Below are 25,185 nucleotides of genomic sequence, written 5' to 3'. Positions count from 1 at the left end.
GACGCAGACTCTGACATTGACGGTGGGGACGCACCAGCTCCCTTTTAATCGCTTTGCGAGGCGTCTTCCGCGTTTTTTAGTTTGTTTTCATAATCACGCTTTACAATTTCCAGCGCGCGTAGCACGGTTTGCGCGGGCAACTGATTCTCTTCAAGCAGGACGATCAGATCGACGGCCAGTTTGACGTCGTCCGGGGCATTCTCAAGCGACATATTTTCTCCAGTGGTTAACGGGTCAGGCGCGCCAGTACGTGCTCTATTTTTTCCAGCGCATGACGACAGCGCGCCAGACGGCCTTCAAACGCCTCGATTTCCCGGTGTAGCGCCTGCTGTTCGGTGAAGCCGGTGACCTGCGCCAGACGGGCTTTACGCTCCTCGGTCATTTCCAGCAGACGACGCTCAAACTCCTGATGTTTTACGCGTTTACGTTGCCAGCGCGCCAGCCCCGGGGAGGCGCTGTCCCACTCCCTGAGCGACCAGGTCGCGGTTTCCCGTGTTATCGCCTCAATCTGTGAAACCAGGCGCTCCGCCAGCCAGGCAATCTGCGGCAACGTCTGTTGTTCAACCGCATGGCGCAACGCGTCAAGGTTGGTTCCGGCTTCATCCAGATACGCCTTCAATAGCGTGCTGCGGGTGCGAAAAAGATGCCTGTCAAAGCGTGCGCTGAGCGTCGCATGCTGTGCCAGCGGCGCGCTCTGCTGGCGCAGACTGGCGAGCTGGCTTTCCAGCCTGTGTAACAGCATGGCGGTTTTCAATGTAACACTCCGATGAAAATGATAACTGTTATGCTACAGTAGCAGCCTTGTGTACTACGTACTGTCATTATGAAACGTACTATTTTAATCATCATTGGCTGGCTGGCGGTAGTGTTAGGGACGCTGGGCGTCGTGTTGCCGCTATTGCCCACTACGCCGTTTATTTTACTGGCGGCCTGGTGTTTTGCCCGTTCGTCGCCGCGCTTTCATGACTGGCTGCTTTACCGCTCCTGGTTTGGCGGCTATTTGCGTCACTGGCAAAAGCATCGCGCGATGCCGCCGGGGGCGAAACCACGCGCTATTGCATTGATATTGATTACATTCGGTATCTCGCTTTGGCTGGTGCATATGATGTGGGTACGAATACTGCTGCTGGCGATCCTGGCCTGCCTGTTGATTTTTATGTGGCGGATACCGGTGATTGATGAAAAGCAACAAAAGCACTGAAGCGCAATAATCGCTGTTGCAATTGTCTTACGCAGCCAGTAAATTCGACCGTTTTCGAGCACAGGCGCAGACGGTTAAAGGTTAAACAATCGTTACTTTGACCCCCTTAATTCGCGCCGTGAGTAACACCGTAATAGCAGGCATATATCCATGACCGCGACTGCACAGCAGCTTGAGTTTCTCAAAAATAGCATTAAAAGCATTCTCGACTACCCGAAACCGGGCATTCTTTTCCGTGATGTCACCAGCTTGCTGGAAGACCCGAAAGCCTATGCGCTCAGCATTGAGTTGCTGGTTGAACGATACAAAAATGCAGGCATCACCAAAGTTGTCGGCACCGAAGCGCGTGGCTTCCTGTTTGGTGCGCCGGTCGCGCTGGGCCTGGGCGTCGGGTTTGTTCCGGTGCGTAAACCGCGCAAATTGCCGCGTGAAACGATCGCTGAAAGCTATGAGCTGGAGTACGGCACCGATCAGCTTGAAATCCACGTTGATGCCATCAAACCGGGCGATAAAGTGCTGGTGGTGGACGATCTCCTGGCGACCGGTGGCACAATCGAAGCGACTGTGAAGCTGATCCGTCGTCTGGGTGGGGAAGTGACCGATGCCGCTTTCATCATCAATCTGTTCGATCTGGGTGGTGAGCAGCGTCTGGCAAAACAGGGGATTACCTGTTATAGCCTGGTTCCCTTCCCGGGGCACTGATTCAGGCTAGCCTATTCGCCACTCTGGTTCCGACCAGCGCCCGACAAAACACATTTGCGTTTTGAACGCCGCTTGCGGCGGCTCAAAAGGGTGAGCGTCGCGAATAAAGCCTCACAACCTCGCTGTATTTGCGAGGTTGTGTTAGCATTCCCCCCATGAATCCACCTTCCAGCGTTTCAGAGCCAGCCAATGAGTTATCAGGTCTTAGCCCGAAAATGGCGCCCACAAACCTTTGCTGACGTCGTCGGCCAGGAACATGTGCTGACCGCACTGGCGAACGGCTTGTCGTTAGGGCGTATTCATCACGCATATCTTTTTTCCGGCACCCGTGGCGTCGGTAAAACCTCCATCGCCCGTCTGCTGGCGAAGGGACTGAACTGTGAAACCGGCATCACCGCCACGCCGTGCGGCGTATGTGACAACTGCCGGGAAATCGAGCAGGGGCGTTTTGTCGATCTGATTGAGATCGACGCCGCGTCGCGCACCAAAGTGGAAGATACCCGCGACCTGCTGGATAACGTCCAGTACGCACCCGCGCGCGGCCGGTTTAAGGTCTATCTGATCGACGAAGTGCATATGCTCTCGCGGCACAGCTTCAACGCGTTGCTTAAAACGCTCGAAGAACCGCCCGCGCACGTCAAATTCCTGCTGGCGACCACCGATCCGCAGAAGCTGCCGGTGACGATTTTGTCGCGCTGCCTGCAATTCCATCTCAAGGCGCTGGATGTCGAACAAATTCGCCATCAGCTTGAGCATATCCTTAACGAAGAACATATCGCGCATGAGCCGCGCGCGCTGCAACTGCTCTCCCGCGCAGCGGACGGCAGCCTGCGCGATGCGCTAAGCCTGACCGACCAGGCGATCGCCAGCGGTGACGGGCAGGTCTCCACCCAGGCGGTGAGCGCGATGCTCGGCACGCTGGATGATGACCAGGCGCTTTCGCTGGTCGAGGCGGTGGTTGCCGCCAATGGCGAGCGCGTGATGTCGCTGGTGAATGATGCCGCCGCACGCGGTATTGAGTGGGAAGCGCTGCTGGTCGAAATGCTGGGGCTGTTGCACCGCATTGCGATGGTGCAGCTGTCGCCTGCCGCGCTGGGTAACGATATGGCGGCGATTGAGCAGCGCATGCGTGAACTGGCGCGAACCGTGCCGCCAGCGGACATACAGCTCTATTACCAGACGCTGTTGATTGGCCGCAAAGAGCTGCCTTACGCGCCGGACAGACGGATGGGCGTTGAAATGACGCTATTACGCGCGCTGGCATTCCACCCACGTATGCCGCTGCCGGAACCGGAAAGACCGCAGCAATCTTTTGCGCCGGTCGCGCCAACGGCGGTGATGACGCCGACGCAGGTGCCTTCGCAACAATCCGCTCCGGTACGCCAGGAGGTGCCGTTGCCAGATGCCACCAGCCAGGTGCTGGCGGCGCGCAACCAGCTTCAGCGTGCTCAGGGAGCAACCAAAACAAAAAAGAGTGAACCGGCAGCCGCTTCCCGCGCGCGGCCGGTAAATAACGCTGCGCTGGAAAGATTAGCCTCTGTCTCTGAACGCGTTCAGGCGCGTCCGGCGCCGTCTGCGCTGGAACAGACGCCGACGAAGAAAGAAGCCTACCGCTGGAAGGCGACCAATCCGGTGGTGGAAGTAAAAGAGGTTGTGGCCACGCCGAAAGCGCTGAAAAAGGCGCTGGAGCATGAAAAAACACCGGAACTGGCGACCAAACTGGCCGCGGAAGCGACTGAACGCGATCCGTGGGCGGCACAAATTAGCCAGCTCTCCCTGCCGAAGCTGGTGGAACAGGTGGCGTTAAACGCCTGGAAAGAGGAGAACGGCAATACCATTTGCCTGCATCTGCGCTCCACGCAGCGACACCTTAACTCCACTGGCGCGCAGCAAAAGCTGGCGGAAGCATTGAGCGCCCTGACGGGAACGACGGTTGAACTGACCATCGTTGAAGATGATAATCCGGCGGTGCGAACGCCGCTGGAGTGGCGTCAGGCGATTTATGAAGAGAAACTTGCGCAGGCGCGTGAGTCGATTATCGCGGATAACAACATTCAGACGCTGCGTCGATTCTTTGACGCGGATCTGGATGAAGAGAGTATTCGCCCCATTTGATCGTAAGCCCGGCTTGCGATTGTAAACCATCAAGAGAGAGAGCTTATGTTTGGAAAAGGCGGTCTGGGCAACCTGATGAAGCAAGCCCAGCAGATGCAAGAAAAAATGCAGCAGATGCAGGAAGAAATCGCCAAACTGGAAGTCACCGGCGAGTCTGGCGCAGGTCTGGTGAAAGTGACCATTAACGGTGCGCACAACTGCCGTCGCGTGGAAATCGACCCAAGCCTGCTGGAAGACGACAAAGAGATGCTGGAAGATCTGGTCGCTGCGGCGTTCAACGATGCGGCGCGTCGCATTGAAGAGACCCAGAAAGAGAAGATGGCGTCTGTCTCCTCCGGTATGCAACTGCCGCCTGGCTTTAAGATGCCGTTCTGATGCAAACCAGCCCGCTGTTAACTCAGCTTATGGAAGCACTGCGCTGTCTGCCGGGCGTTGGCCCGAAGTCAGCGCAGCGCATGGCGTTTACGCTGCTTCAGCGTGACCGCAGCGGCGGGATGCGTCTGGCGCAAGCGCTCACCCGGGCGATGTCGGAAATCGGCCACTGCGCCGATTGCCGCACCTTCACTGAGCAGGACGTGTGCAATATCTGTTCGAATCCGCGTCGTCAGGAAAACGGTCAAATCTGCGTGGTGGAGAGTCCGGCGGACATCTACGCCATTGAGCAGACCGGGCAATTCTCTGGCCGCTACTTCGTACTGATGGGGCATCTGTCGCCGCTCGACGGCATCGGGCCGGACGATATCGGTCTCGATCGTCTGGAGCAGCGTCTGGCGTCAGAACAGCTCAGCGAAGTGATCCTCGCGACCAACCCGACGGTCGAAGGGGAGGCTACCGCGAACTATATTGCCGAACTTTGTGCGCAATATGGCGTTGAAGCCAGCCGTATCGCCCACGGCGTACCGGTGGGCGGCGAACTGGAAATGGTCGACGGCACCACGCTGTCCCACTCGCTTGCCGGGCGTCATAAGATTCGTTTTTAATCAATCGGGAGAACATTCGCGTTCTCCCGCTTGAAAACTCATTTCCCGTCCCCATCTCTCCCTCAACGCATTTTGACCTTGTAAATGGCATTGTTGAGGTATTTATCCAATGAAAGGACAAGAAACTCGTGGTTTTCAGTCAGAAGTAAAACAGCTTCTGCACCTGATGATCCATTCTCTGTACTCCAATAAAGAAATTTTCCTGCGTGAGCTTATCTCTAACGCCTCAGATGCGGCGGACAAGCTGCGTTTTCGCGCGCTGTCGAACCCGGATCTGTATGAAGGCGACGGCGAGCTGCGCGTGCGTGTCTCCTTTGATAAAGATAAGCGTACGCTGACCATCGCCGATAATGGCGTGGGGATGAACCGTGATGACGTTATCGATCATCTGGGAACCATTGCGAAATCCGGCACTAAATCTTTCCTCGAATCCATGGGTTCCGATCAGGCGAAAGACAGCCAGTTGATCGGCCAGTTCGGGGTCGGCTTCTACTCCGCGTTTATCGTCGCGGATAAAGTGACCGTGCGTACCCGCGCAGCGGGCGATAAGCCGGAAAACGGCGTGTTCTGGGAATCGGCGGGCGAAGGTGAGTACACCGTCGCGGATATCACTAAAGACGATCGCGGTACGGAAATCACCCTGCACCTGCGTGAAGGCGAAGACGAGTTCCTTGATGACTGGCGCGTACGCTCCATCATCAGCAAATATTCCGACCATATCGCACTGCCGGTAGAGATTGAAAAACAGGAAGAAAAAGACGGTGAAACGATCGTCTCCTGGGAGAAAATCAACAAGGCGCAGGCGCTGTGGACGCGTAACAAGTCAGAAATCAAAGACGACGAGTATAACGAGTTCTACAAGCACATTGCTCACGACTTCACCGACCCGCTGACCTGGAGCCACAACCGTGTGGAAGGTAAGCAGGAGTACACCAGCCTGCTGTACATCCCGTCTCAGGCGCCGTGGGATATGTGGAACCGCGATCACAAGCATGGGCTGAAACTGTACGTACAGCGTGTCTTTATCATGGACGACGCTGAGCAGTTTATGCCGAACTACCTGCGCTTCGTGCGTGGTCTGATTGATTCCAACGATCTGCCGCTGAACGTTTCCCGCGAAATCCTTCAGGACAGCACCGTTACCCGCAACTTGCGCAGCGCGTTGACCAAACGTGTTCTGCAAATGCTGGAAAAGCTGGCGAAAGACGATGCGGAAAAATACCAGACCTTCTGGAAACAGTTTGGTCTGGTGCTGAAAGAAGGCCCGGCGGAAGATCATGCCAACCAGGAAGCCATCGCGAAACTGATGCGCTTTGCCTCAACGCATACGGACTCTTCCGCACAAACCGTCTCTCTGGAAGATTATATCTCCCGCATGAAAGAAGGGCAGGAGAAGATCTACTACATCACGGCAGACAGCTACGCGGCGGCGAAGAGCAGCCCGCACCTGGAGCTGCTGCGTAAGAAAGGCATCGAAGTGCTGCTGCTTTCCGATCGCATTGATGAGTGGATGATGAATTACCTGACCGAGTTCGACGGTAAGGCGTTCCAGTCCGTGTCTAAAGTTGACGAATCGCTGGAAAAACTGGCGGATGAAGTCGATGAAAGCGCAAAAGAAGCGGAAAAAGCGCTGACGCCGTTCGTTGAGCGCGTGAAAACCCTGCTGGGCGATCGTGTGAAAGAGGTGCGTCTGACGCATCGTCTGACCGATACTCCGGCCATTGTCACCACCGACGCTGACGAGATGAGTACCCAGATGGCGAAGCTGTTTGCCGCTGCCGGTCAGGCCGTGCCGGAAGTGAAATACATCTTTGAACTCAACCCGGATCACGTACTGGTGAAACGCACGGCGGATACCCAGGACGAAGCGCAGTTTAACGAATGGGTAGAGCTGCTGTTGGATCAGGCGCTGTTTGCCGAACGCGGTACGCTGGAAGATCCGAACCAGTTTATCCGTCGTATGAACCAGTTGCTGGTGTCTTAATCGGCACCGCGTCATGCCGGATGGCGCTAATGCTTATCCGGCCTACGAGCAGGTTGCTTATGTAGGCCCGATAAGCGCAGCGCCATTGGGCATTTTTATTTTATCCTCTCTTTTTCTTCATTTTCCCGCCGTTAACCGTTTCAGCGCAGGGCGCCTTCCTTGAGCGAATTGCGTGATGGTGGTATCGTTTAGCGCTTTTTTAAAAAATATCGACAACCTTTAAGGGGATTTTCGTAATGCGTATCATTCTGCTTGGCGCTCCGGGCGCGGGTAAAGGAACTCAGGCTCAGTTCATCATGGAGAAATATGGTATTGTGCAAATCTCCACTGGCGACATGCTGCGTGCCGCCGTGAAATCTGGCTCCGAGCTGGGTAAACAAGCGAAAGACATCATGGACGCCGGCAAGCTGGTGACCGATGAGCTGGTGATTGCGCTGGTAAAAGAGCGTATCGCGCAGGACGATTGCCGCAACGGTTTCCTGCTGGACGGCTTCCCGCGTACAATTCCGCAGGCCGACGCCATGAAAGAAGCGGGCATTGCGGTTGACTATGTTCTCGAATTCGACGTACCGGACGAGCTGATCGTTGACCGCATCGTGGGCCGTCGCGTGCATGCGGCGTCTGGCCGTGTTTATCACATCAAATTCAATCCGCCGAAAGTGGAAGGCAAGGACGATGTGACCGGCGAAGAGCTGACCACCCGTAAAGACGATCAGGAAGAGACCGTTCGTAAGCGTCTGGTGGAATACCATCAGATGACTGCGCCGCTGATTGGTTACTACCAGAAAGAAGCGGAAGCGGGTAACACTAAATATGCGAAAGTGGACGGTACTCAGGCCGTTGCCGATGTGCGTGCCGACCTTGAAAAAATCCTCGGTTAATCCGTAAATTGCCCGATGGCGCTACGCTTATCGGGCCTACGGCCTACGATTTTCTTGTAGGCCTGATAAGCGTAGCGCCATCAGGCAAATTCTCATCTTACCTCTCACAGCAATTAGTTCTTCTTCCTCGCTTTTCCGCTACAATTATCAACAATTTGAATCAATAAGAGGCGGTAATGCGTCAGACGAAAACCGGTATCCTGCTGGCTAACCTCGGCACTCCCGATGCCCCAACTCCTGAAGCGGTTAAACGCTATCTGAAGCAATTTTTAAGCGATGAGCGCGTGGTGGATACTTCCCGCCTGCTGTGGTGGCCGCTTTTGCGTGGTGTGATTTTGCCGCTGCGCGCGCCGCGTGTCGCAAAACTGTACCAGTCTATCTGGCAGGAAGGCGGATCGCCGTTGCTGGTTTACAGCAGGGAGCAACAGCAGGCGCTGGCAGAGCGTCTCCCGGATACGCCCGTTGCGCTGGGGATGAGCTACGGTTCGCCGTCGCTGGAAAGCGCGGTCGATGAACTGCTGGCGAATCACGTCGATCACATCGTGGTGCTGCCGCTCTACCCACAATACTCCTGTTCGACGGTGGCGGCCGTCTGGGACGAACTGGCGCGTATTCTGGCGCGTAAACGCAGTATTCCAGGCGTCTCGTTTATTCGTGACTACGCTGATGACAATAGCTATATCACCGCCCTGGCAAATAGCGCCCGTGCCTCGTTTGCCCAACATGGCGAGCCGGACTTGCTGCTGCTCTCGTATCACGGCATCCCGCAGCGTTACGCTGACGAAGGCGACGACTACCCGCAACGCTGTCGCGATACTACCCGTGAACTGGTCTCCGCGCTTGGTCTGGCGCCAGAAAAAGTGATGATGACCTTCCAGTCGCGCTTTGGCCGCGAGCCGTGGCTGACGCCGTATACTGACGAAACGTTGAAAATGCTGGGCGAAAAAGGCACCGGGCATATTCAGGTGATGTGTCCGGGTTTTGCGGCGGATTGTCTGGAAACGCTGGAGGAGATCGCGTTGCAAAACCGGGAAATCTTCCTTGAGGCGGGCGGTAAAAAATACGAATACATTCCGGCGCTCAATGCCGCGCCGGAACACATCGATATGATGCTGAAGCTGACCGCGCCGTACCTCTGAGGCTATTTTAACTGCGCCATAAAGAAACGCGCGCCATCCTGTAGCGCATCGTCCGCGATTTTCATCATGCGTGAATAGTGCAGGAAGGCATGCAGCGTGCCGGGGTACATCCGGTACTCACTGGGCTGATTATGCGCCTGGAGCGTCTGGTGCAGCAGACGGCTGTCATCAAGTAACGGATCGAACTCCGCGCCGGCAATAAAGCAGGGTGGCACATTGCGGGTCAGATCGTTATTGAACAGGCAATACCAAGGGGATTCGCGATCCTGCTCATCACGCAGATAGGCGTTTTCATACCTCTCCAGATCCTGACGGGTTAAGCCGTCCCATTCCCCGCCAAATAAACGGCGGCTGGGCGAATCCTGTAACCCGTAGAGACCATACCACAGCAGCGTGGCGATCACGTTCCCGCATACAATCTGCTTATCGCGCAGCCACAGCGCGCTGGCGAGCGCCAGCATAGCGCCTGCGGAATCCCCGGCAAAACCGATTTGCGCCATGTTCAATGCGTATTCATCGGCGCGTTGATGAAAGAACCGACATGCCGCGACGGTCTCCTCAATCGCCTGTGGGAAACGCGCCTCGGGAGAGAGCGTATAGTCGATGCCGACGACCGTACACCGCGTATAGCTCGCCAGCAGCCGCATAATGCGGTCGTGGGTATCCAGATTGCCGAGAATAAATCCGCCGCCGTGCAGATAAAACAGCGTTGCCCTGCTGTTGTGCTGTGGATAATACAGACGCGTGGCGACCTCGCCGTAGGGTGTGGGAACCGCCGCCGTCCGCGTTGCCATCTGCGGCGCCCCGGCGTTCCAGAACTGGCGCTCGCGGGTGTAGTGCTGGCGCTGCGCCGCAATGTCATCCGCAGGCCACGGCGGCAACTCCGCCTGATGAACGTTGATGACGGCCCTCATTTGCGCAGAAATAAGATCGATAACGGGAATTTTGTTTTCTGGCTTCATAACGCGCTCCTTGTGAAATGCCTCCATTGTAGAAAGCGATCGCCAATAAACTGCGATCTCACCGTCCGATATTGAAACTCCGCGCCTCGTCGCGCGGGCAGGGGGGAATGTGCTACCATGCACCGCTCAGTTATCCACCTGTAAACACAATCATGAAATTTCCCGGTAAACGTAAATCCAAACACTATTTCCCCGTTAATGCCCGTGACCCGCTGTTGCAACAAATTCAGGCTGAAAATGAAACCAGCGCGTCATGGGTGGTCGGTATCGATCAGACGCTGGTGGATATTGAAGCGAAAGTCGATGATGACTTTGTGAAACGTTATGGATTGAGCGCCGGGCATTCTCTGGTGATTGAGGATGACGTCGCAGAAGCGTTGTATCAGGAGCTGGTGCGTGAAAACCTGATCACCCACCAGTTTGCCGGTGGCACCATTGGTAACACCATGCACAACTACTCGGTGCTGGCGGACGATCGCTCCGTTCTGCTGGGCGTGATGTGCAGCAACATTGAGATTGGCAGCTACGCCTACCGCTATTTATGTAACACATCAAGCCGTACCGACCTCAACCACCTGCAAGGGGTTGATGGTCCCATTGGCCGCTGCTTTACGCTGATTGGCGAATCCGGCGAGCGTACCTTCGCCATCAGTCCCGGCCACATGAACCAGCTTCGGGCGGAGAGCATCCCGGAATCGGTGATTGCGGGCGCATCTGCGCTGGTGCTGACCTCCTATCTGGTGCGCTGTAAACCGGGCGAGCCGATGCCGGAAGCGACCATGAAAGCCATTGAGTACGCGAAAAAGCATAATGTGCCGGTGGTGCTGACCCTGGGGACGAAGTTTGTTATCGCCGATAATCCGCAGTGGTGGCAGGCGTTCCTCAAAGAGCATGTCTCCATTCTGGCGATGAATGAAGAAGAGGCGGAAGCGTTAACCGGCGAGAACGATCCGCTGCTGGCGTCTGATAAGGCGCTGGACTGGGTGGATCTGGTGCTGTGTACCGCCGGGCCGATTGGGTTGTATATGGCGGGCTTTACCGAAGATGAAGCGAAACGCAAAACCCAGCACCCGCTGCTGCCGGGGGCGATTGCCGAGTTTAATCAGTATGAGTTCAGCCGTGCGATGCGGCATAAAGATTGTCTCCATCCGCTGCGGGTCTACTCGCACATCGCCCCGTACATGGGCGGGCCGGAAAAAATCATGAACACCAATGGCGCGGGAGACGGCGCGCTGGCGGCGCTGTTACATGATATTACCGCCAATAATTATCACCGCACCAATGTGCCTAACTCCAGCAAGCATAAATTCACCTGGCTGACCTATTCGTCTTTGGCGCAGGTGTGTAAGTATGCGAACCGTGTGAGTTATCAGGTATTGAACCAGCATTCCCCGCGGTTGACGCGCGGTCTGCCGGAACGGGAAGACAGCCTCGAAGAGTCTTACTGGGATCGCTGAGTTATTGCCCGATGGCGCTGCGCTTATCGGGCCTACAAGAAAATCGTAGGCCGGATAAGGTGATTACACCGCCATCCGGCATCACACCGTTTAACCCGTCACCACTTCGCCTGCGGGCGGGGTTTCCAGTAGCTCCAGCATGGTGCGGGCAATTTCACGCTCGCCCATCACCACCTGATTCGCTCCGCGCTCGGTGATGTATTCCACCTCATCGTCATAATGCGCGCGTGCGATAATCTCAATATGCGGGCATTTCTCGCGGGCAGAGGCCACGATTTCACCGGCCTCGTAACCGTTCGGAATGGTCAGCAACAGCCAGCGAGCGCAGTCCAGATGCGCCAGGTTCATGATCTCTTCGTTAGCGGCATTCCCCAGTACGGCGCGAATACCGCGCTCACGCAGCTCATCCACGCGGGTACGTGAAGTTTCAATGACCACCAGCGGAATGCCTGCCGCCATCAGTTTTTCGCCCAGCAGACTACCGACGCGACCAAAACCGACCAGCAGCGCGTGGTTGCAGATATCCACCGGAATCTGCTTCTCTTCTTCGATCGCTTCTTCCAGCGTCTGCTCTTCCAGCGTTTCCGTTTTGGCGAGGTATTTCTCTAACAGCGCAAACAGCACCGGGTTGAGCATAATCGACAGAATCGCGCCCGCCAGCACCAGGTTCTGCCCTGCCTGCGGCAGCAGATCCAACGCCATGCCCAGACCTGCCAGAATAAAGGCAAATTCACCAATCTGCGCCAGGCTGGCGGCGATGGTCAGTGCGGTGCGCGGCGAGTGCCCGAACAGGCGAACCAGGAAGAAAGCGGCAACCGATTTACCAAAGATAATAATGGCCAGCGTAGCCAGTACCGCCATCGGCTGTTGAATCAGGATTAACGGGTCAAACAGCATCCCGACGGAGACAAAGAACAGGACCGCAAAGGCGTCGCGAAGCGGCAGCGTATCGTGCGCGGCGCGGTGGCTCAATTCTGATTCGTTTAACACCATCCCGGCAAAGAAAGCGCCCAGCGCGAAGGAGACATCGAACAGCTCGACGGCGCCAAAGGCGATGCCCAGCGCCAGCGCCAGTACGGAAAGGGTAAACAGTTCACGGGAGCCGGTGGCGGCGCTGCGCGCCATAATCCACGGCACCAGACGGCGCCCAACCAGCATCATAATGGCGATAAACGCCACCACTTTACCGATGGTGATGCCCATATCAACTGCCAGCGACGCGAAGCCGACATCGCCTTTTTCCAGCATTCCCGCCACGGCGGGCAGAAGAACCAGCGTCAGAACCATCACCAGATCTTCCACAATCAGCCAGCCGATGGCGATTTGCCCGCGCTGACTGTCAATAAGCTGTCTCTCTTCAAGCGCGCGCAGCAGCACCACGGTACTGGCGGTTGAAAGACATAACCCGAAGACGATACCGGTCATGAGCGACCAGCCCAACACCGCTGAAAGCGCCATACCCAGCAACGTCGCCACGGCTATCTGGGCGACCGCGCCGGGAATGGCGATGGCCTTTACCGCCATCAGATCCTTCAATGAAAAGTGCAACCCGACGCCGAACATCAGCAGGATTACGCCAAGCTCCGCCAGTTCAGGCGCAAGTTTGGTATCCGCGACAAAACCCGGAGTAAATGGCCCCGCAAGAACGCCCGCTAACAGATATCCCACCAGAGGAGAAATACGCAGTTTATTGGCAAGCATGCCGAGTATAAAAGCGAGCACGAGGCCGCCAACAATGGTGGTAATAAGCGGGGTGGCGTGATGCATTCCGTCTCCTTTGGTCGTTATGTTGATCCATTTTTGGTCGCCCTGGCGTCATCGCTCGCACAGCCTCACAAGCGATGGCGCCAGAGAAACCAAAATTCCAGGTAATAGTTTATGACAATTTCGATGTTTATGTTTATGAATAATTGTTGAAATTTGATGAAAAGTGGAATTTAGAATAAAAAAGGCACGGATTGGAAAACTGGCGGGGTGTCTGTGAGCTAAAGGCTTACGGTGACTGGAAGAGAGTGCGACCAAAGTTTACCTTTGGCCGCAGAAAAATCAGGCTTTATGTCGGTTGTCAGGCAAGAATATGGTCAGTATCCCCAGAAGTGGCAGGAAAGCACATATTTTGTAGACCAAATCAATACTGGTGTGGTCGGCGAGCAGGCCTAATACCGCAGCGCCAAGGCCTCCCATACCGAACGCGAAACCGAAAAAGAGCCCAGAAACCATACCGATACGCCCCGGAAGCAGTTCCTGCGCATACACCAGGATGGCAGAAAAGGCCGATGCGAGGATAAAACCAATTATCACGGTTAAAATCCCCGTCCAGTGCAGGGTTGCATAGGGTAAAACGAGAGTAAACGGCGCTACACCCAGAATTGAGCCCCAAATAACATATTTTCGGCCTATTTTATCACCCAGAGGCCCGCCGATTACCGTTCCAGCCGCAACGGCAAACAGGAAGGCAAACAGATGAAACTGTGCGTTTTGTACCGATAATCCGAATTTTTGCATCAGATAAAAGGTGTAATAGCTGCTGATGCTCGCCATATAGAAGTATTTGGAGAAAATCAGGACTAACAGCACGCTGACGGCAAGTATCACTTTATTGCGCGGCAGCGGATTGACGATGGTCGCCTTCGGTTTTCCTTTACTTATCCGGTGTTGCGCGGCATACCAGCGGCTGATCTGCGCCAGCACAATAATGGCCAGCAACGCGGCTAATACAAACCAGGCCACATTACCTTTGCCATATGGCGCGATGATGACAGCAGCCAGTAGCGGCCCCAGCGAGCTGCCGAAGTTGCCGCCAACCTGGAAGATGGATTGCGCCAGCCCGTGGCGTCCGCCGGAGGCCATACGCGCCACGCGGGAAGATTCTGGATGAAATACCGAAGAACCGGTGCCGACCAGCGCCGCCGCCAGCAGCACGGCGCCAAAACTGCCCGCCAGCGCCAGCAGTACCAGACCGCTCAGCGTAAAGCACATCCCAATGGGGAGCGACCACGGCATGGGATATTTATCCGTCCAGTATCCGACGACCGGCTGGAGCAGGGAGGAGGCGAGCTGGAAGGTCAGGGTAATCATCCCTATCTGCATAAAGGTCAGGGAAAACTCTGATTGCAGCAGCGGGTAAATCGCTAAAATTAGCGACTGGATCATATCGTTCAACAAATGAGACAGGCTGATCGCGCCTAAGATGCCAAACGAGGTGCGTGCTTTAGTCGCCGCAGCAGAGGCGCCCGCTAACGGCTGGGTTGGTTCACTCATTGCCATAGAATGTCACTTCTGTTTTGTTTGCGATGTTGGGGATAATCGAATTTGTAATTATTACTCGACTAACATACCTGTGGACGGTGTTTGAAGGAAGTCTCAATTCTGAAAACATTTTCGACTATTATTTCAGATCATTGTAATTTCAGCGGTTGATATTGAGTCAGGGAGAGAAGCATGAAATTTTTGAAACGGGGTGTGGCGCTGGCATTGTTTGCCGCGTTTACGCTGGCAAGCCAGCCTGTTCAGGCTTATGAAAAAGATAAAACCTATAAAATCACCATTCTGCATACTAACGATCACCACGGCCATTTCTGGCGCAGCGAATACGGCGAGTACGGTTTATCGGCGCAAAAAACGCTGGTGGACGGCATTCGCAAAGAGGTTGCGGCTGAAGGCGGCAGCGTGCTGCTGCTTTCCGGCGGCGACATTAACACTGGCGTACCGGAGTCCGACTTGCAGGACGCGGAACCTGACTTTCGTGGTATGAACCTGATTGGCTACGATGCGATGGCCGTCGGTAATCATGAGTTTGATAATCCGCTCAGCGTGCTGCGTCAGCAGGAAAAGTGGGCCAAATTCCCCTTCCTCTCCGCCAATATCTACCAAAAGAGTACCGGAGAACGCCTGTTCAAGCCATGGGCTATTTTTAAACGCCAGGATCTGAAAATCGCCGTCCTCGGATTGACGACGGACGACACCGCGAAGATCGGTAACCCGGAATTCTTCACCGATATCGAGTTCCGTAAACCGGCCGAAGAGGCGAAGGTGGTGATTCAGGAACTGCAAGTGAATGAAAAGCCGGACATCATTATCGCCACTACCCACATGGGGCACTATGACAACGGCGATCACGGTTCGAACGCGCCGGGCGATGTTGAAATGGCGCGTAGTCTGCCAAAAGGCTCGCTGGCGATGATTGTGGGTGGTCACTCACAGGACCCGGTGTGCATGGCGTCCGAAAACAAAAAGCAGGTTGATTATGTGCCGGGTACGCCTTGCGCGCCGGATATGCAGAACGGCATCTGGATTGTGCAGGCGCATGAGTGGGGAAAATACGTTGGCCGCGCGGACTTTGAGTTCCGTAACGGCGAGATGAAAATGGTCAACTATCAGCTCATTCCGGTAAACCTGAAGAAGAAAGTCACCTGGGATAACGGGAAAAGTGAGCGCGTACTTTACACCCCGGAAATTTCAGAAAATCAGCAAATGCTCTCGCTTCTGACGCCATTCCAGAACAAAGGTAAAGCGCAGCTGGACGTGAAGATTGGCAGCGTCAATGGTCGTCTTGAAGGGGATCGCAACAAAGTTCGCTTTGTGCAGACTAATATGGGCCATCTGATTCTGGCCGCGCAAATCGCGCGCACCAGCGCCGATTTCGGCGTGATGAGCGGTGGGGGGATTCGCGACTCCATTGAAGGCGGCAACATTACCTATAAAAGCGTGCTCAAGGTGCAGCCGTTTGGCAACGTTGTGGTCTATGTCGACATGAGCGGTAAAGAGGTAATTGATTACCTGACCGCCGTCGCGCAAATGAAGCCGGATTCCGGGGCGTATCCGCAGTTTGCGAACGTCAGTTTTGTGGCGAAAGACGGCAAACTTAATGACCTGAAAATTAAAGACGAGCCTGTTGACCCGGCGAAAACCTACCGGATGGCGACGCTGAGCTTCAATGCGACGGGCGGCGACGGGTATCCGCAAATTGATAATAAACCGGGATACGTGAATACCGGGTTTATTGATGCGGAAGTGCTGAAAGAGTACGTGCAGAAGAACTCACCGCTGGATGCCAGCGCGTATGAGCCGAAGGGCGAAGTCAGCTGGCAGTAATAAGGCGTAGTGCCGGTACGGGTCAATGCGGTTTGTAGGCCTGATAAGCGTAGCGCCATCAGGCAATCATTCTAAAATCGCTTAATCCCGGCGAGCGATATCGGCGAATTTCGCATCCAGAATTTTGGCTAAATCGCCCGCCGCCAGCTCGATGTCCAGCCCGCGTTTGCCGCCGGAAACATAAATGGTGGCGAACGTTTGGGCCGGTGCGTCAATCAGCGTCGGCAGCCGTTTTTTCTGCCCCAGCGGGCTGATGCCGCCGACCAGATAACCTGTCGTCCGTTGGGCGACCATCGGATCGGCCATATCGACCTTTTTAGCCCCCAGCGCTTTCGCTACTTTTTTCAAATCCAACTGTCCGGCAACGGGCGTTACCGCGACCGCCAGGTGCTTCATATCGCCGTTTACGGCAACCAGCAGCGTCTTGTAAACCTGATCAGGATTCAGGCCTAATTTGCGCACCACTTCATCGCCAAAATTGGTTTCTGACGGATCGTGATCGTAGGCGTGGATCTGAAAAGTAATGTTGTTTTTTTCGAGTAATTTTACGGCGGGTGTCATAGCAATTATTCCTGGCCCAGACAAAATACCCTTAAAGCATACGCCTGATGGTGGTCTAAAAAATAGTACCATCTTGCGCAATAGTATTGGCAGGATGGTGACTTTGAGCGACAATCGACATAATCAGGGCGCTACGTCCTGGCATAATAATAACGATGAAATTCCTCTTTGACGGGCCAATAGAAATATTGGCCATTTTTTTAACGCATTAGCGCAGGCAAATTGCCTTCCCCGTAAAGATGAAGTGCGCCGACCGCCACGACATACCGACCCGGCGGCATGGCATGCAGACGTTCCCGCCAGGCGACATTTCGCTGATGCATCAGCACATCATACAGCGACTGACTGAAAGTATTCGGCAACGAAATAGCATTATTCTGCGGGGGCGATTTCAGCCACCAGCTCATCATCTGTTGCAGCAGTCTGGCGTTGGTATGCCAGTGCGTCAGGGTATCATCCAGTAGCGCCAGTCCGTTATCAGGGAGCTGGCACAGCAGATCGATCTGGCTGGAAGCGCCTTCCAGTTCGATGATCGGTTTTTGCGCCTGTTTTGCCGTTTTCAGCAACTGGTAATCAATACCGTATTCCGGTCGCAGCCCCAGTTGTTGCGCCTGAGTCGCCTGCAATATCATGGCAATTTGCCATAACGGCTGGGTTGAAAAGAGAGAAGGGGAAATGCCCAGTTCATGGGTGATTTTATGCAGGCGCTGACGTAACTCGTCGCTAATTCGCTCATCCAGGTCGGCAAAGGCAGGCAGGTCGGTAAAAGGCGAATCGTTGCCTGAAACATCGGCTTCAACAATCAGCGCGTCCGCCTGCCTGAGCTTTTTAAGCAGTTTTGCCGGAAGGGGGGCCATATCGCGCGTTCCCATGTGAATACTGCCCACAAGATGAAAACAGCGATCGCCGGGTAACATGATGTCGATGGCAGGCCAGGTATAATGGTTGCCGCGCAGTGCAGCCCATAACGCTTTTACCCGGTATAACAGATCCATACGCCCTCCCTTAGTGGAAAACCATGCTAGCGTGTGGCTCTGGAAGGTGCAATGCGTGAAATGCCGGATGGCGACGCAAAAGCGTCTTATCCGGCCTACGATGAGAGTGCTGCGTAGGCCGGATAAGCGTTAGCGCAGGCGCCTTATTCTTTTGGTTTAAAGCGCAACAACCGGTTGGCGTTGCTCACCACGGTAATTGAGGAAAGCGCCATTGCCGCGCCTGCCACAACCGGGTTAAGCAGCGTGCCGGTGAACGGCCACAGAATCCCGGCGGCAACGGGAATGCCGATGCTGTTATAGATAAACGCGCCGAGCAGGTTCTGCTTCATGTTTCGCAGAGTCGCCCGTGAGATGGCCAGCGCGTCAGCTACGCCCATCAGGCTATGGCGCATCAGGGTTATCGCCGCAGTTTCAATCGCCACGTCGCTGCCGCCGCCCATCGCGATGCCGACATCCGCCTGCGCCAGCGCCGGTGCGTCGTTGATGCCATCGCCGACCATTGCGACCTGACGCCCCTGACTTTGCAGACGTTTAATCGCATCGGCTTTACCGTCCGGCAGCACGCCCGCGATCACCTCATCAATCCCGGCTTCTTTGGCAATGGCGTTGGCGGTGGTCGGGTTATCCCCGGTTAACATCACCAGACGATACCCGGCGCGGTGCAGGCGCTGAAGCGCTGCGACGCTGTCGTTACGCAGCGGATCGCGGATCGCCAGCAGCGCCGCGGCTTTTCCGTCAATCGCCAGCAATACGGGCGTTGCCCCCTGAGAAGCCTGTGCTGAAATTTCAGCGTCCATTGCGGTCGTGACAACCTGTTGTTCATTCAGCAGCGCCTGATTGCCTAACAGCAACGTATGCCCGTCCGCTTCGCCGCTAACGCCTAAGCCACGTAACGTCCGAAAGTTATTCACCTGAGGCAGGGCGGCGTCGGCGGCTTTTTCCAGGATAGCGTGCGCCAGCGGGTGGCTGGAGCCTTGTTCCAGCGCGGCCGCCAGACGTAAGGCGCTCGCCTCATCGGTATCGCCAAATGTCCTGATGGCGACGACCTGCGGTTTACCTTCCGTCAGCGTACCTGTTTTATCAAATATCACGGTGTCCAGCGTGCTGGCGCGTTGCAGCGCGTCGGCATCGCGTACCAGGATGCCAAATTCAGCGGCGCGCCCGACGCCAGAGATAATCGACATCGGTGTCGCCAGGCCCAACGCACACGGACAGGCGATAATCAGGACGGTGGTGGCGATCACCAGCGTGTAAACAATTTGCGGCGCCGGCCCAAAGACATACCAGATACCTGCGCTCACCAGGGCAATCACCACCACGACTGGCACGAACACCGAGGAGATTTTATCGGCAAGCTGACCGATTTCCGGTTTGCTGCTCTGTGCCTGGCGCACCATGCGAATAATGCGCGACAGAGTGGTATGGCTGCCGACTGCGCTTGCGCGAAATAGCACGCTGCCGTCCTGCACCACGGTTCCGGCGTGAACGCTGTCGCCTTCGCCTTTCTGCTGCGGGATCGGTTCGCCAGTGAGCATCGCTTCATCCAGCCAGGCTTCACCCTGAGTGATTTCACCGTCTACCGGCACACGGTCGCCGGTGGTCAGACGCAGCAACATGCCCGGCTGTACATCCGCCAGAGGTACGCTTTTTTCACCGTCATCAGTGACCACGCGCGCCGTTGGCGGGGTTAAGTCGAGCAATTTTTCCAGCGCCTTAGAAGAGCGCTGACGCGCGCGGGCTTCCAGCATGTGTCCGAGGTTGATCAGACCGATGATCATCGCACTGGCTTCATAATAGAGATGCCGCGCTTCCATCGGGAACCACTGTGGCCACAGGTTGACGCTCATCGAGTAGAGCCAGGCCACCCCGGTGCCGAGCGCCACCAGCGTATCCATCGTGGCGGTGCCGTTCATCAGGCTTTTCCATGCGCTGCGGTAGAAGTGTCCGCCCGCAAAAACCATCACGGCAAGGGTCGCCAGGCCGATTGCCAGCCACAGGCTGCGGTTATCGGCGGTGACCATCATGTTATCGCCGAGCATCCCCCAGACCATTACCGGCACGCCGACCAGCAGCGCGACAATCGCCTGCCAGCGGAAGCGTTTCATGGTAGCGAGTGCGGTTTCCTGCTGGCGTTCGCGGCGTTTAACATCATCTTCGATCGCTTCTGCGCCGTAGCCTGCTTTCTCTACCGCCTGCACTAAATCTGCGGCGGACGCGCTGCCCATTACCAGCGCAGTGCGTTCCGCCAGGTTTACCCGTGCCTGTGTGACGCCCGGTACGCTTTGCAATGCGTTTTGCACCCGGGAAACACAGCTGGCGCAGCTCATGCCGCTTAACAGCAACTGTTGGCTTTCATCATCGACCGTCGCTGCCGGAAGCTCAGGGGGAACCGCTGTCAGTGCTTCCGACGGGATTGATGACTCCGCCAGCGGTTTAGCCTTTGGGTGGCTTAACTCCGCGCCGTAACCGGCTTGTTTAATGGTTTCAATAAGCGCTTCGGCGCTGGCGCTGCCGGTAACGTGCGCTTCGGTTACCGTGACGTCCGCCTGTTCAACGTCAGGACGTTGTTCAAGACTTTCTTTCACGCGTTTGACGCAGTGACCACAGGACAGACCGTCCAGGGTCAGGTCGATAGTTTGAGACATAACACACTCCTTTATGACTGGATTAACTGACTGTGATAAAGGGTAAACCTTCCATCAAGGGGAAGGTCAAGAAGTTTGTTTTATACTCGTGTTTTTCAGTGTTCCAGCGCGATAGCGCAGACGTGTTCGAGCGTAGAAAGGTTGCTGTACAGTTCGGGCAGAGTTATTTTTTTTCTGATCACAACCTTAAGGTTGACCTCTATTTTTCCCTTTTTTACATCGCGGATAGTAATGGTCTCAATAATGCTTTTTTGCTGATTAATACTTTCTACCAGCGTTTGTAGCCCTGATTTTTCGTCAAGAATAATGCGGATTTTTACTTTGCCGGGGAGCTGGTTTTTTGTTTGTAAAAAGATCACAAAATAACTGAGCTTTATAGCCAGCAGAAATAACCCTGTGGCAAGCAGGGCATGAAGATAAAAACCGGCTCCGCTGGTAATTCCTATGCCAGCAGAAGCCCAGACGATAGCTGCGGTTGTTAGCCCGGATATCGCATCATCATGGCGATGGAGGATAACCCCGGCACCGAGAAAACCCACGCCACTGATGATTTGTGCGGCCAGGCGCATAGGATCGCTACGGATATTCATTGAAATCTCAGCGTAATACTCCGCAGATTGAATCGAAACAATGGTCAGGGCACAACTGGCTACTGAAATAATCACACATGTTTTAAACCCGACAGGCTTTCCCTTTGATTCTCTTTCAAGCCCGATGATTCCTCCCAGGAAAAAAGCGACGCAAATTTTGCATAATGTAATTAAAATTGGTTCTCCTTCACCAGAGAGGATGAGTGCTAACGTATTCATTTTTCCTCCAGAAAAACATAACCTTACACACTGCGCGAATATCTTCTTTTTCTGTGCAGCATCGCTATGCGCCGTAGCGATGGATGTAGTGTTCAATCAGCGAAAGAAGTTGATGGTTATCGATAGTCTGTAGAATTTTTATCATCGCGCCTTTGGGCTCGGGTATTCCCACGTCCAGGCGTAATGTGTCACGTCCATAACGACAGGTCATACCACGAGTAAGGCCTTCAAGCGAGACGTCCAGAAAGTCTTCTGTCGTTGCGGCGAGCGAGGGATCAAGCAACCAGGCGATCGTCAGAACATCGTGGATCCAGCAGCCAGGCAGATTGCGGGTCTGCATAGAGTAGGTGATCCACGGGCGAATGGTTTTCTCCAGATAGCGACCAAGAACGTTTTCTGCCGCAGCCAGACGATCCAAATCGGTATGAAGCATTTGGGTTTTTGTCGTGACATCCATCGGAACCAATGTGACCGGCGCACCGCTGGTGAGTACGGCATGAGCTGCTTCTGGATCAAGGCCAAAATTAGTGTCTTTCAGGTAGCCAGGAACATTGAATACTCCGCCCATGATCACGATATTCTTCACCGCATGAACGAGCTGCGGATAGAGCTGTAGAGCAATGGCGACGTTGGTGAGTGGGCCTGTTGCGACCAACGTTATCTCACCGGGGTTATTGCATATCAGCTCACCTATCGCCTCAGGCGCAAGAGGCTTCGTGGCCTGGTATGCCTGCGGAACGGGGACGTCAGCCCAGAGTTGGCGTAAGCCATATTGGTCTACACCATGATCAAGCTTTTCCCGCCAGGGCTGCGGATCTTCTCTGAGCGCGCGTGCGGCGCCACGGTAGACAGAAACGGGTACACCTAATTGTTGAACGAAATCTTTGGCTACTGCATATCCGATTTCTACCGGTGTATTACCAGCCACCGTTGTGATCATCTCCAGAGAGATTTGCGGCGCGGCAATGGCGAGTGCCAGCGCGAGGCCGTCATCGATATTGGCGCCGGGAATGCCATTACCCGGATCGCAGTCGATAATCACGCGCATAGATTTATTTTTATCTGGTTTCAGGTTGTACTTCATGTCCCTGGCAGCCACACGACTCTCCCACTCGTAAAAAAAACTCAAATTCAACGCGGCGAACTTCTCCATCCCAGTTTTTCAACATATCAATTGCCGCACGAGCCATTTTGTCGACAGGCTGTCGGACGGCGGTCAGGGAAGGTACGTTGTAAGCCGATTCTTGTGTTGCGTTAAAGCAGACCAGCGCCACATCCTGTGGAACGCGTAATCCTTGTTCTGCCAGAGCGCGTAAACAGCCAAGCGCCTGCTGTTCGTTGGTTGCGAACAGCGCGCGCGGTGGTTTACCTTGCAACATGCGTTTTGTCGCCTCGTAACCTCCGGCGCGGGTATAGTTAGTCGAAAAGATCCAGGAGGGGTTGATAATTAGCGATGACTCTTCCAGCGCTAGCTGCCATCCCCGGATACGATCCTGGGTGTTCAACATTTCACGCGGACCACAAATAATGCCAATATCGCGGTAACCGTGATCAATCAGATGCTTCGTCACCTGCCAGGCCGCCAGTTGTTCATCTACCTGAATAACACTGACATTCAACCCAGGGTCCACGCGATCCAGCATGACGCAGGGGGTTCCGCTCTCCTGAATCAGCTCAATATAGGGATGCCGGTCAACACTGGTATAGATAAGCCCGTCGACCTGACGGTTTAGCATATTGTTAATCAGTTCACGCTCACGTCCGCTGTTGTCGCCCGCATCGCCCAGCAGGAGCACTTTCCCATCAGAAAATGCTTCACGTTGCAGGGCATGCGCCATTGAGGCGATAAACGGGTTAGAGATGTCTGGCGCAATGAGTCCATAGGTTTGCGTGCTGCCTGAAGCCAGGGCGCGCGCTATACCATTAGGTCGATAACCGGTTTTTTTTATGGCCTGCAATACGCGCTGTCGGGTCGCTTCGGCGACGGGGCGCGGACCGTTATTAATAACGTAACTGACAACAGCGACAGATGTTCCCGCTTCTTTTGCAACATCAGAACGTGTTACGCGTTGTGAATGTGATTGGGTCACAAGGCACCTACCTGATTGAGTTCAGAGTGATCTTTTTTCCAGACAGCATAAGGCGTTATGACCCAAAAATCTTTGGTAAAGAACGCGCACCTCACGTTCTCTGGCCTCAAATTGCATCCTCGGGCAAGTTGAGATCCCGCCCACGAGTCTCTGGCGCGAAGAAAGTCGTCACCAGCCCAATTGCGGCCATCAGGGTGAAATAGACGGCGATAGGCCACCAGTGTCCGTAAAATGAGAGCAGCGCCGAGGCGACAAGTGGCGCCGTACCGCCAGACATAATGGACCCCAGCTCTTTTGCGAAAGCCATCTTAGTATAACGGTTGGTCACACCGAAAAGCTCAACGCCCCATGCAGCCTGAACACCGAAAATGCCCAGTGAAGCGAGCCCCATTCCGGTAATGATCGTCGGGATAACAATCCACGGTTCACGAGAATCCAGCAGCATGAATGCCGGAAATGCGTACAGAATCAGTAGCAGACAGAACCAACGGTAAGTGATACGTCTGCCAAACCGGTCAGAAAGCCAACCCGCCAGCGGAATAATGGCAAATCCCAGAATAGAGGCGATAAATACCGCAACAGTGGGGACAGATTTATCAACCATCAGCACTTTGGCAACATAGCCAATGATGAATCCCTGGGCCAGATAGGAGGGGCCATTTTCGCCGATGCGTAATCCGACCATGGTCCAGAACGCTCTGGTGCGTTGCCAGAAGCTACGGGTGTCATACTGTTGCATCTCCTGACCCTGGCGAAGCGCGTTCTCTCGCTCGGCTTGCAGGAGTGCTTTTTGACGCTCAAAGACGGGCGTTTCACGCATATGGCGGCGAATAAACAGTGCGGCGGCGGCGATGAGGAAGCTGCAAAGAAAAGGGATGCGCCATCCCCAGCTAAGCAAGGTGTCTTTATCCATTTGCAGTACGATGAGCCAGACTAAAGAAGCCAGCAATGTTCCGCTATTTGAGCCCAGAGCGATAATCGAGGAGACCAGTCCGCGATGCTTAACTGGGGCATATTCACCGAGCATGACGGTGCCGCCTGAAAGCTCTGCCCCGGCGCCCAGCCCCTGGGAAAATCGTAAGATGACCAGGCATACCGGCGCCCAAACGCCAATCTGGGCGTAGCTGGGAATTAAACCGATCAACATGGTCGACATACCCATTAACCCGATAGTGATAACCATGACAGTCTTCCGGCCATGACGGTCGCCTATCCAGCCGAACAACAGCGCGCCGATGGGGCGTGCTATAAACCCGACGGAATAGGCGGCGAAGCTGGAAAGTAGCGCCATAACTGGTGTGGCTTCAGGAAAAAAGACGTCGCCAAAGATAATGCCTGCGGCGAGGCCATACAGCGCAAAATCGGCATATTCCATTGTCGTGCCTAACCAGCAGGAAAATGTCGCTCGCCAGAATTCGCGGCGCCCCTCGGGGGTTTCCAGTCGTTCCTGAGCTGCCTGTTGGCCGTCCGTCAGGGGAACAGAGGATGAATGCGTGTTCATAAGAACTCCTTGAAGTTAGCTGTCGACATAAGTCGCAGGTTTATACTCTTCGTGTTCTACTCGCGTAGA

Annotated in this window: 22 protein-coding genes and 1 other annotated feature; of the genes, 10 read left to right on the top strand and 12 right to left on the bottom strand. The window is 54.9% G+C overall.

Annotated elements, in window-relative coordinates:
* Nucleotides 1-44 precede the first annotated feature (44 nt).
* Together rsmS and priC are read right to left on the bottom strand one after the other, a co-directional pair.
* Nucleotides 45-212: a pleiotropic regulatory protein RsmS gene (gene rsmS / locus OGV82_RS01265; RefSeq protein ID WP_012133507.1), complete on the bottom strand. Its 168-nt coding sequence runs from the start codon at nt 210-212 to the stop codon at nt 45-47.
* 14 nt (nt 213-226) lie between these two features.
* The gene (gene priC, locus OGV82_RS01260; RefSeq protein ID WP_047458410.1) at nt 227-754 is read right to left on the bottom strand and encodes a primosomal replication protein N''; all 528 of its coding nucleotides are present in this window, start codon (nt 752-754) and stop codon (nt 227-229) included.
* A gap of 69 nt (nt 755-823) precedes the next feature.
* On the opposite strand from priC, the gene OGV82_RS01255 reads away from it, so the two are divergent.
* From OGV82_RS01255 to hemH, 8 genes are all read left to right on the top strand, one after another.
* The gene (locus tag OGV82_RS01255; protein WP_012133505.1) at nt 824-1,201 is read left to right on the top strand and encodes a DUF454 family protein; all 378 of its coding nucleotides are present in this window, start codon (nt 824-826) and stop codon (nt 1,199-1,201) included.
* Between the two features lie 150 nt (nt 1,202-1,351).
* Complete coding sequence (gene apt / locus OGV82_RS01250; RefSeq protein ID WP_047458406.1) at nt 1,352-1,903, top strand: adenine phosphoribosyltransferase; 552 nt, start codon at nt 1,352-1,354, stop codon at nt 1,901-1,903.
* 189 nt (nt 1,904-2,092) lie between these two features.
* The gene (gene dnaX / locus OGV82_RS01245; protein WP_047458402.1) at nt 2,093-4,018 is read left to right on the top strand and encodes a DNA polymerase III subunit gamma/tau; all 1,926 of its coding nucleotides are present in this window, start codon (nt 2,093-2,095) and stop codon (nt 4,016-4,018) included.
* Nucleotides 3,351-3,415, top strand: a sequence feature (DnaX frameshifting element). (Overlaps the previous gene by 65 nt.)
* A gap of 45 nt (nt 4,019-4,063) precedes the next feature.
* Nucleotides 4,064-4,393 (top strand): YbaB/EbfC family nucleoid-associated protein, encoded by a 330-nt coding sequence (locus tag OGV82_RS01240; protein ID WP_001515903.1) that lies wholly within the window; start codon nt 4,064-4,066, stop codon nt 4,391-4,393.
* Nucleotides 4,393-4,998 carry a recombination mediator RecR gene (gene recR, locus OGV82_RS01235; protein WP_012133502.1) on the top strand — a complete coding sequence of 202 codons (606 nt, stop codon included), beginning with the start codon at nt 4,393-4,395 and terminating at the stop codon, nt 4,996-4,998. Before OGV82_RS01240 ends, recR begins: the two co-directional genes overlap by 1 nt.
* Before the next feature lie 109 nt (nt 4,999-5,107).
* Nucleotides 5,108-6,982, top strand: a complete 1,875-nt coding sequence (gene htpG, locus OGV82_RS01230) for a molecular chaperone HtpG (protein WP_012133501.1) — start codon at nt 5,108-5,110, stop codon at nt 6,980-6,982.
* Between the two features lie 236 nt (nt 6,983-7,218).
* On the top strand, nt 7,219-7,863 hold the full coding sequence (adk, locus tag OGV82_RS01225) for an adenylate kinase (protein ID WP_012133500.1): 645 nt from the start codon (nt 7,219-7,221) through the stop codon (nt 7,861-7,863).
* Nucleotides 7,864-8,039: 176 nt separating this feature from the next.
* A complete protein-coding gene (gene hemH / locus OGV82_RS01220) occupies nt 8,040-9,002 on the top strand; it encodes a ferrochelatase (RefSeq protein ID WP_047458399.1) in 963 nt (320 codons plus the stop codon).
* Nucleotides 9,003-9,004: 2 nt separating this feature from the next.
* Here hemH and aes read toward each other — a convergent pair whose 3' ends face one another.
* Nucleotides 9,005-9,964 (bottom strand): acetyl esterase, encoded by a 960-nt coding sequence (gene aes / locus OGV82_RS01215; protein ID WP_047458394.1) that lies wholly within the window; start codon nt 9,962-9,964, stop codon nt 9,005-9,007.
* Nucleotides 9,965-10,116: 152 nt separating this feature from the next.
* On the opposite strand from aes, the gene gsk reads away from it, so the two are divergent.
* Complete coding sequence (gsk, locus tag OGV82_RS01210) at nt 10,117-11,421, top strand: inosine/guanosine kinase (RefSeq protein WP_047458391.1); 1,305 nt, start codon at nt 10,117-10,119, stop codon at nt 11,419-11,421.
* A 90-nt stretch (nt 11,422-11,511) separates the two neighbouring features.
* Here gsk and ybaL read toward each other — a convergent pair whose 3' ends face one another.
* Together ybaL and fsr are read right to left on the bottom strand one after the other, a co-directional pair.
* Nucleotides 11,512-13,188 (bottom strand): YbaL family putative K(+) efflux transporter, encoded by a 1,677-nt coding sequence (ybaL, locus tag OGV82_RS01205; protein ID WP_047458388.1) that lies wholly within the window; start codon nt 13,186-13,188, stop codon nt 11,512-11,514.
* Between the two features lie 279 nt (nt 13,189-13,467).
* On the bottom strand, nt 13,468-14,688 hold the full coding sequence (gene fsr, locus OGV82_RS01200; protein WP_012133495.1) for a fosmidomycin MFS transporter: 1,221 nt from the start codon (nt 14,686-14,688) through the stop codon (nt 13,468-13,470).
* 174 nt (nt 14,689-14,862) lie between these two features.
* Here fsr and ushA point away from each other — a divergent pair, with 174 nt between their 5' ends.
* Nucleotides 14,863-16,515, top strand: coding sequence for a bifunctional UDP-sugar hydrolase/5'-nucleotidase UshA (gene ushA / locus OGV82_RS01195; RefSeq protein WP_047458385.1), 1,653 nt, complete (start codon nt 14,863-14,865; stop codon nt 16,513-16,515).
* An 81-nt stretch (nt 16,516-16,596) separates the two neighbouring features.
* Here the strand turns inward: ushA and ybaK are convergent, their stop codons facing one another.
* From ybaK to OGV82_RS01160, 7 genes are all read right to left on the bottom strand, one after another.
* The gene (ybaK, locus tag OGV82_RS01190; protein WP_012133493.1) at nt 16,597-17,076 is read right to left on the bottom strand and encodes a Cys-tRNA(Pro)/Cys-tRNA(Cys) deacylase YbaK; all 480 of its coding nucleotides are present in this window, start codon (nt 17,074-17,076) and stop codon (nt 16,597-16,599) included.
* Between the two features lie 200 nt (nt 17,077-17,276).
* The gene (locus tag OGV82_RS01185) at nt 17,277-18,071 is read right to left on the bottom strand and encodes a TraB/GumN family protein (protein WP_047458383.1); all 795 of its coding nucleotides are present in this window, start codon (nt 18,069-18,071) and stop codon (nt 17,277-17,279) included.
* A gap of 143 nt (nt 18,072-18,214) precedes the next feature.
* Nucleotides 18,215-20,716: a copper-exporting P-type ATPase CopA gene (gene copA / locus OGV82_RS01180; protein WP_047458381.1), complete on the bottom strand. Its 2,502-nt coding sequence runs from the start codon at nt 20,714-20,716 to the stop codon at nt 18,215-18,217.
* A 95-nt stretch (nt 20,717-20,811) separates the two neighbouring features.
* The gene (locus OGV82_RS01175; protein ID WP_047458375.1) at nt 20,812-21,525 is read right to left on the bottom strand and encodes an MgtC/SapB family protein; all 714 of its coding nucleotides are present in this window, start codon (nt 21,523-21,525) and stop codon (nt 20,812-20,814) included.
* A gap of 64 nt (nt 21,526-21,589) precedes the next feature.
* Nucleotides 21,590-22,573 (bottom strand): nucleoside hydrolase, encoded by a 984-nt coding sequence (locus OGV82_RS01170; protein WP_370906247.1) that lies wholly within the window; start codon nt 22,571-22,573, stop codon nt 21,590-21,592.
* Nucleotides 22,574-22,583: 10 nt separating this feature from the next.
* The gene (locus OGV82_RS01165) at nt 22,584-23,615 is read right to left on the bottom strand and encodes a LacI family DNA-binding transcriptional regulator (RefSeq protein ID WP_071259872.1); all 1,032 of its coding nucleotides are present in this window, start codon (nt 23,613-23,615) and stop codon (nt 22,584-22,586) included.
* 106 nt (nt 23,616-23,721) lie between these two features.
* Nucleotides 23,722-25,116, bottom strand: coding sequence for an MFS transporter (locus OGV82_RS01160; protein ID WP_047458370.1), 1,395 nt, complete (start codon nt 25,114-25,116; stop codon nt 23,722-23,724).
* Nucleotides 25,117-25,185 lie beyond the last annotated feature (69 nt).

It is taken from the genome of Citrobacter sp. CK191 (assembly GCF_030333435.1).
GTDB lineage: Bacteria > Pseudomonadota > Gammaproteobacteria > Enterobacterales > Enterobacteriaceae > Citrobacter_B > Citrobacter_B koseri.
The sequence above is the reverse complement of the archived record's forward strand: the minus strand, read 5'-3'. Positions and strand labels throughout refer to the sequence as shown.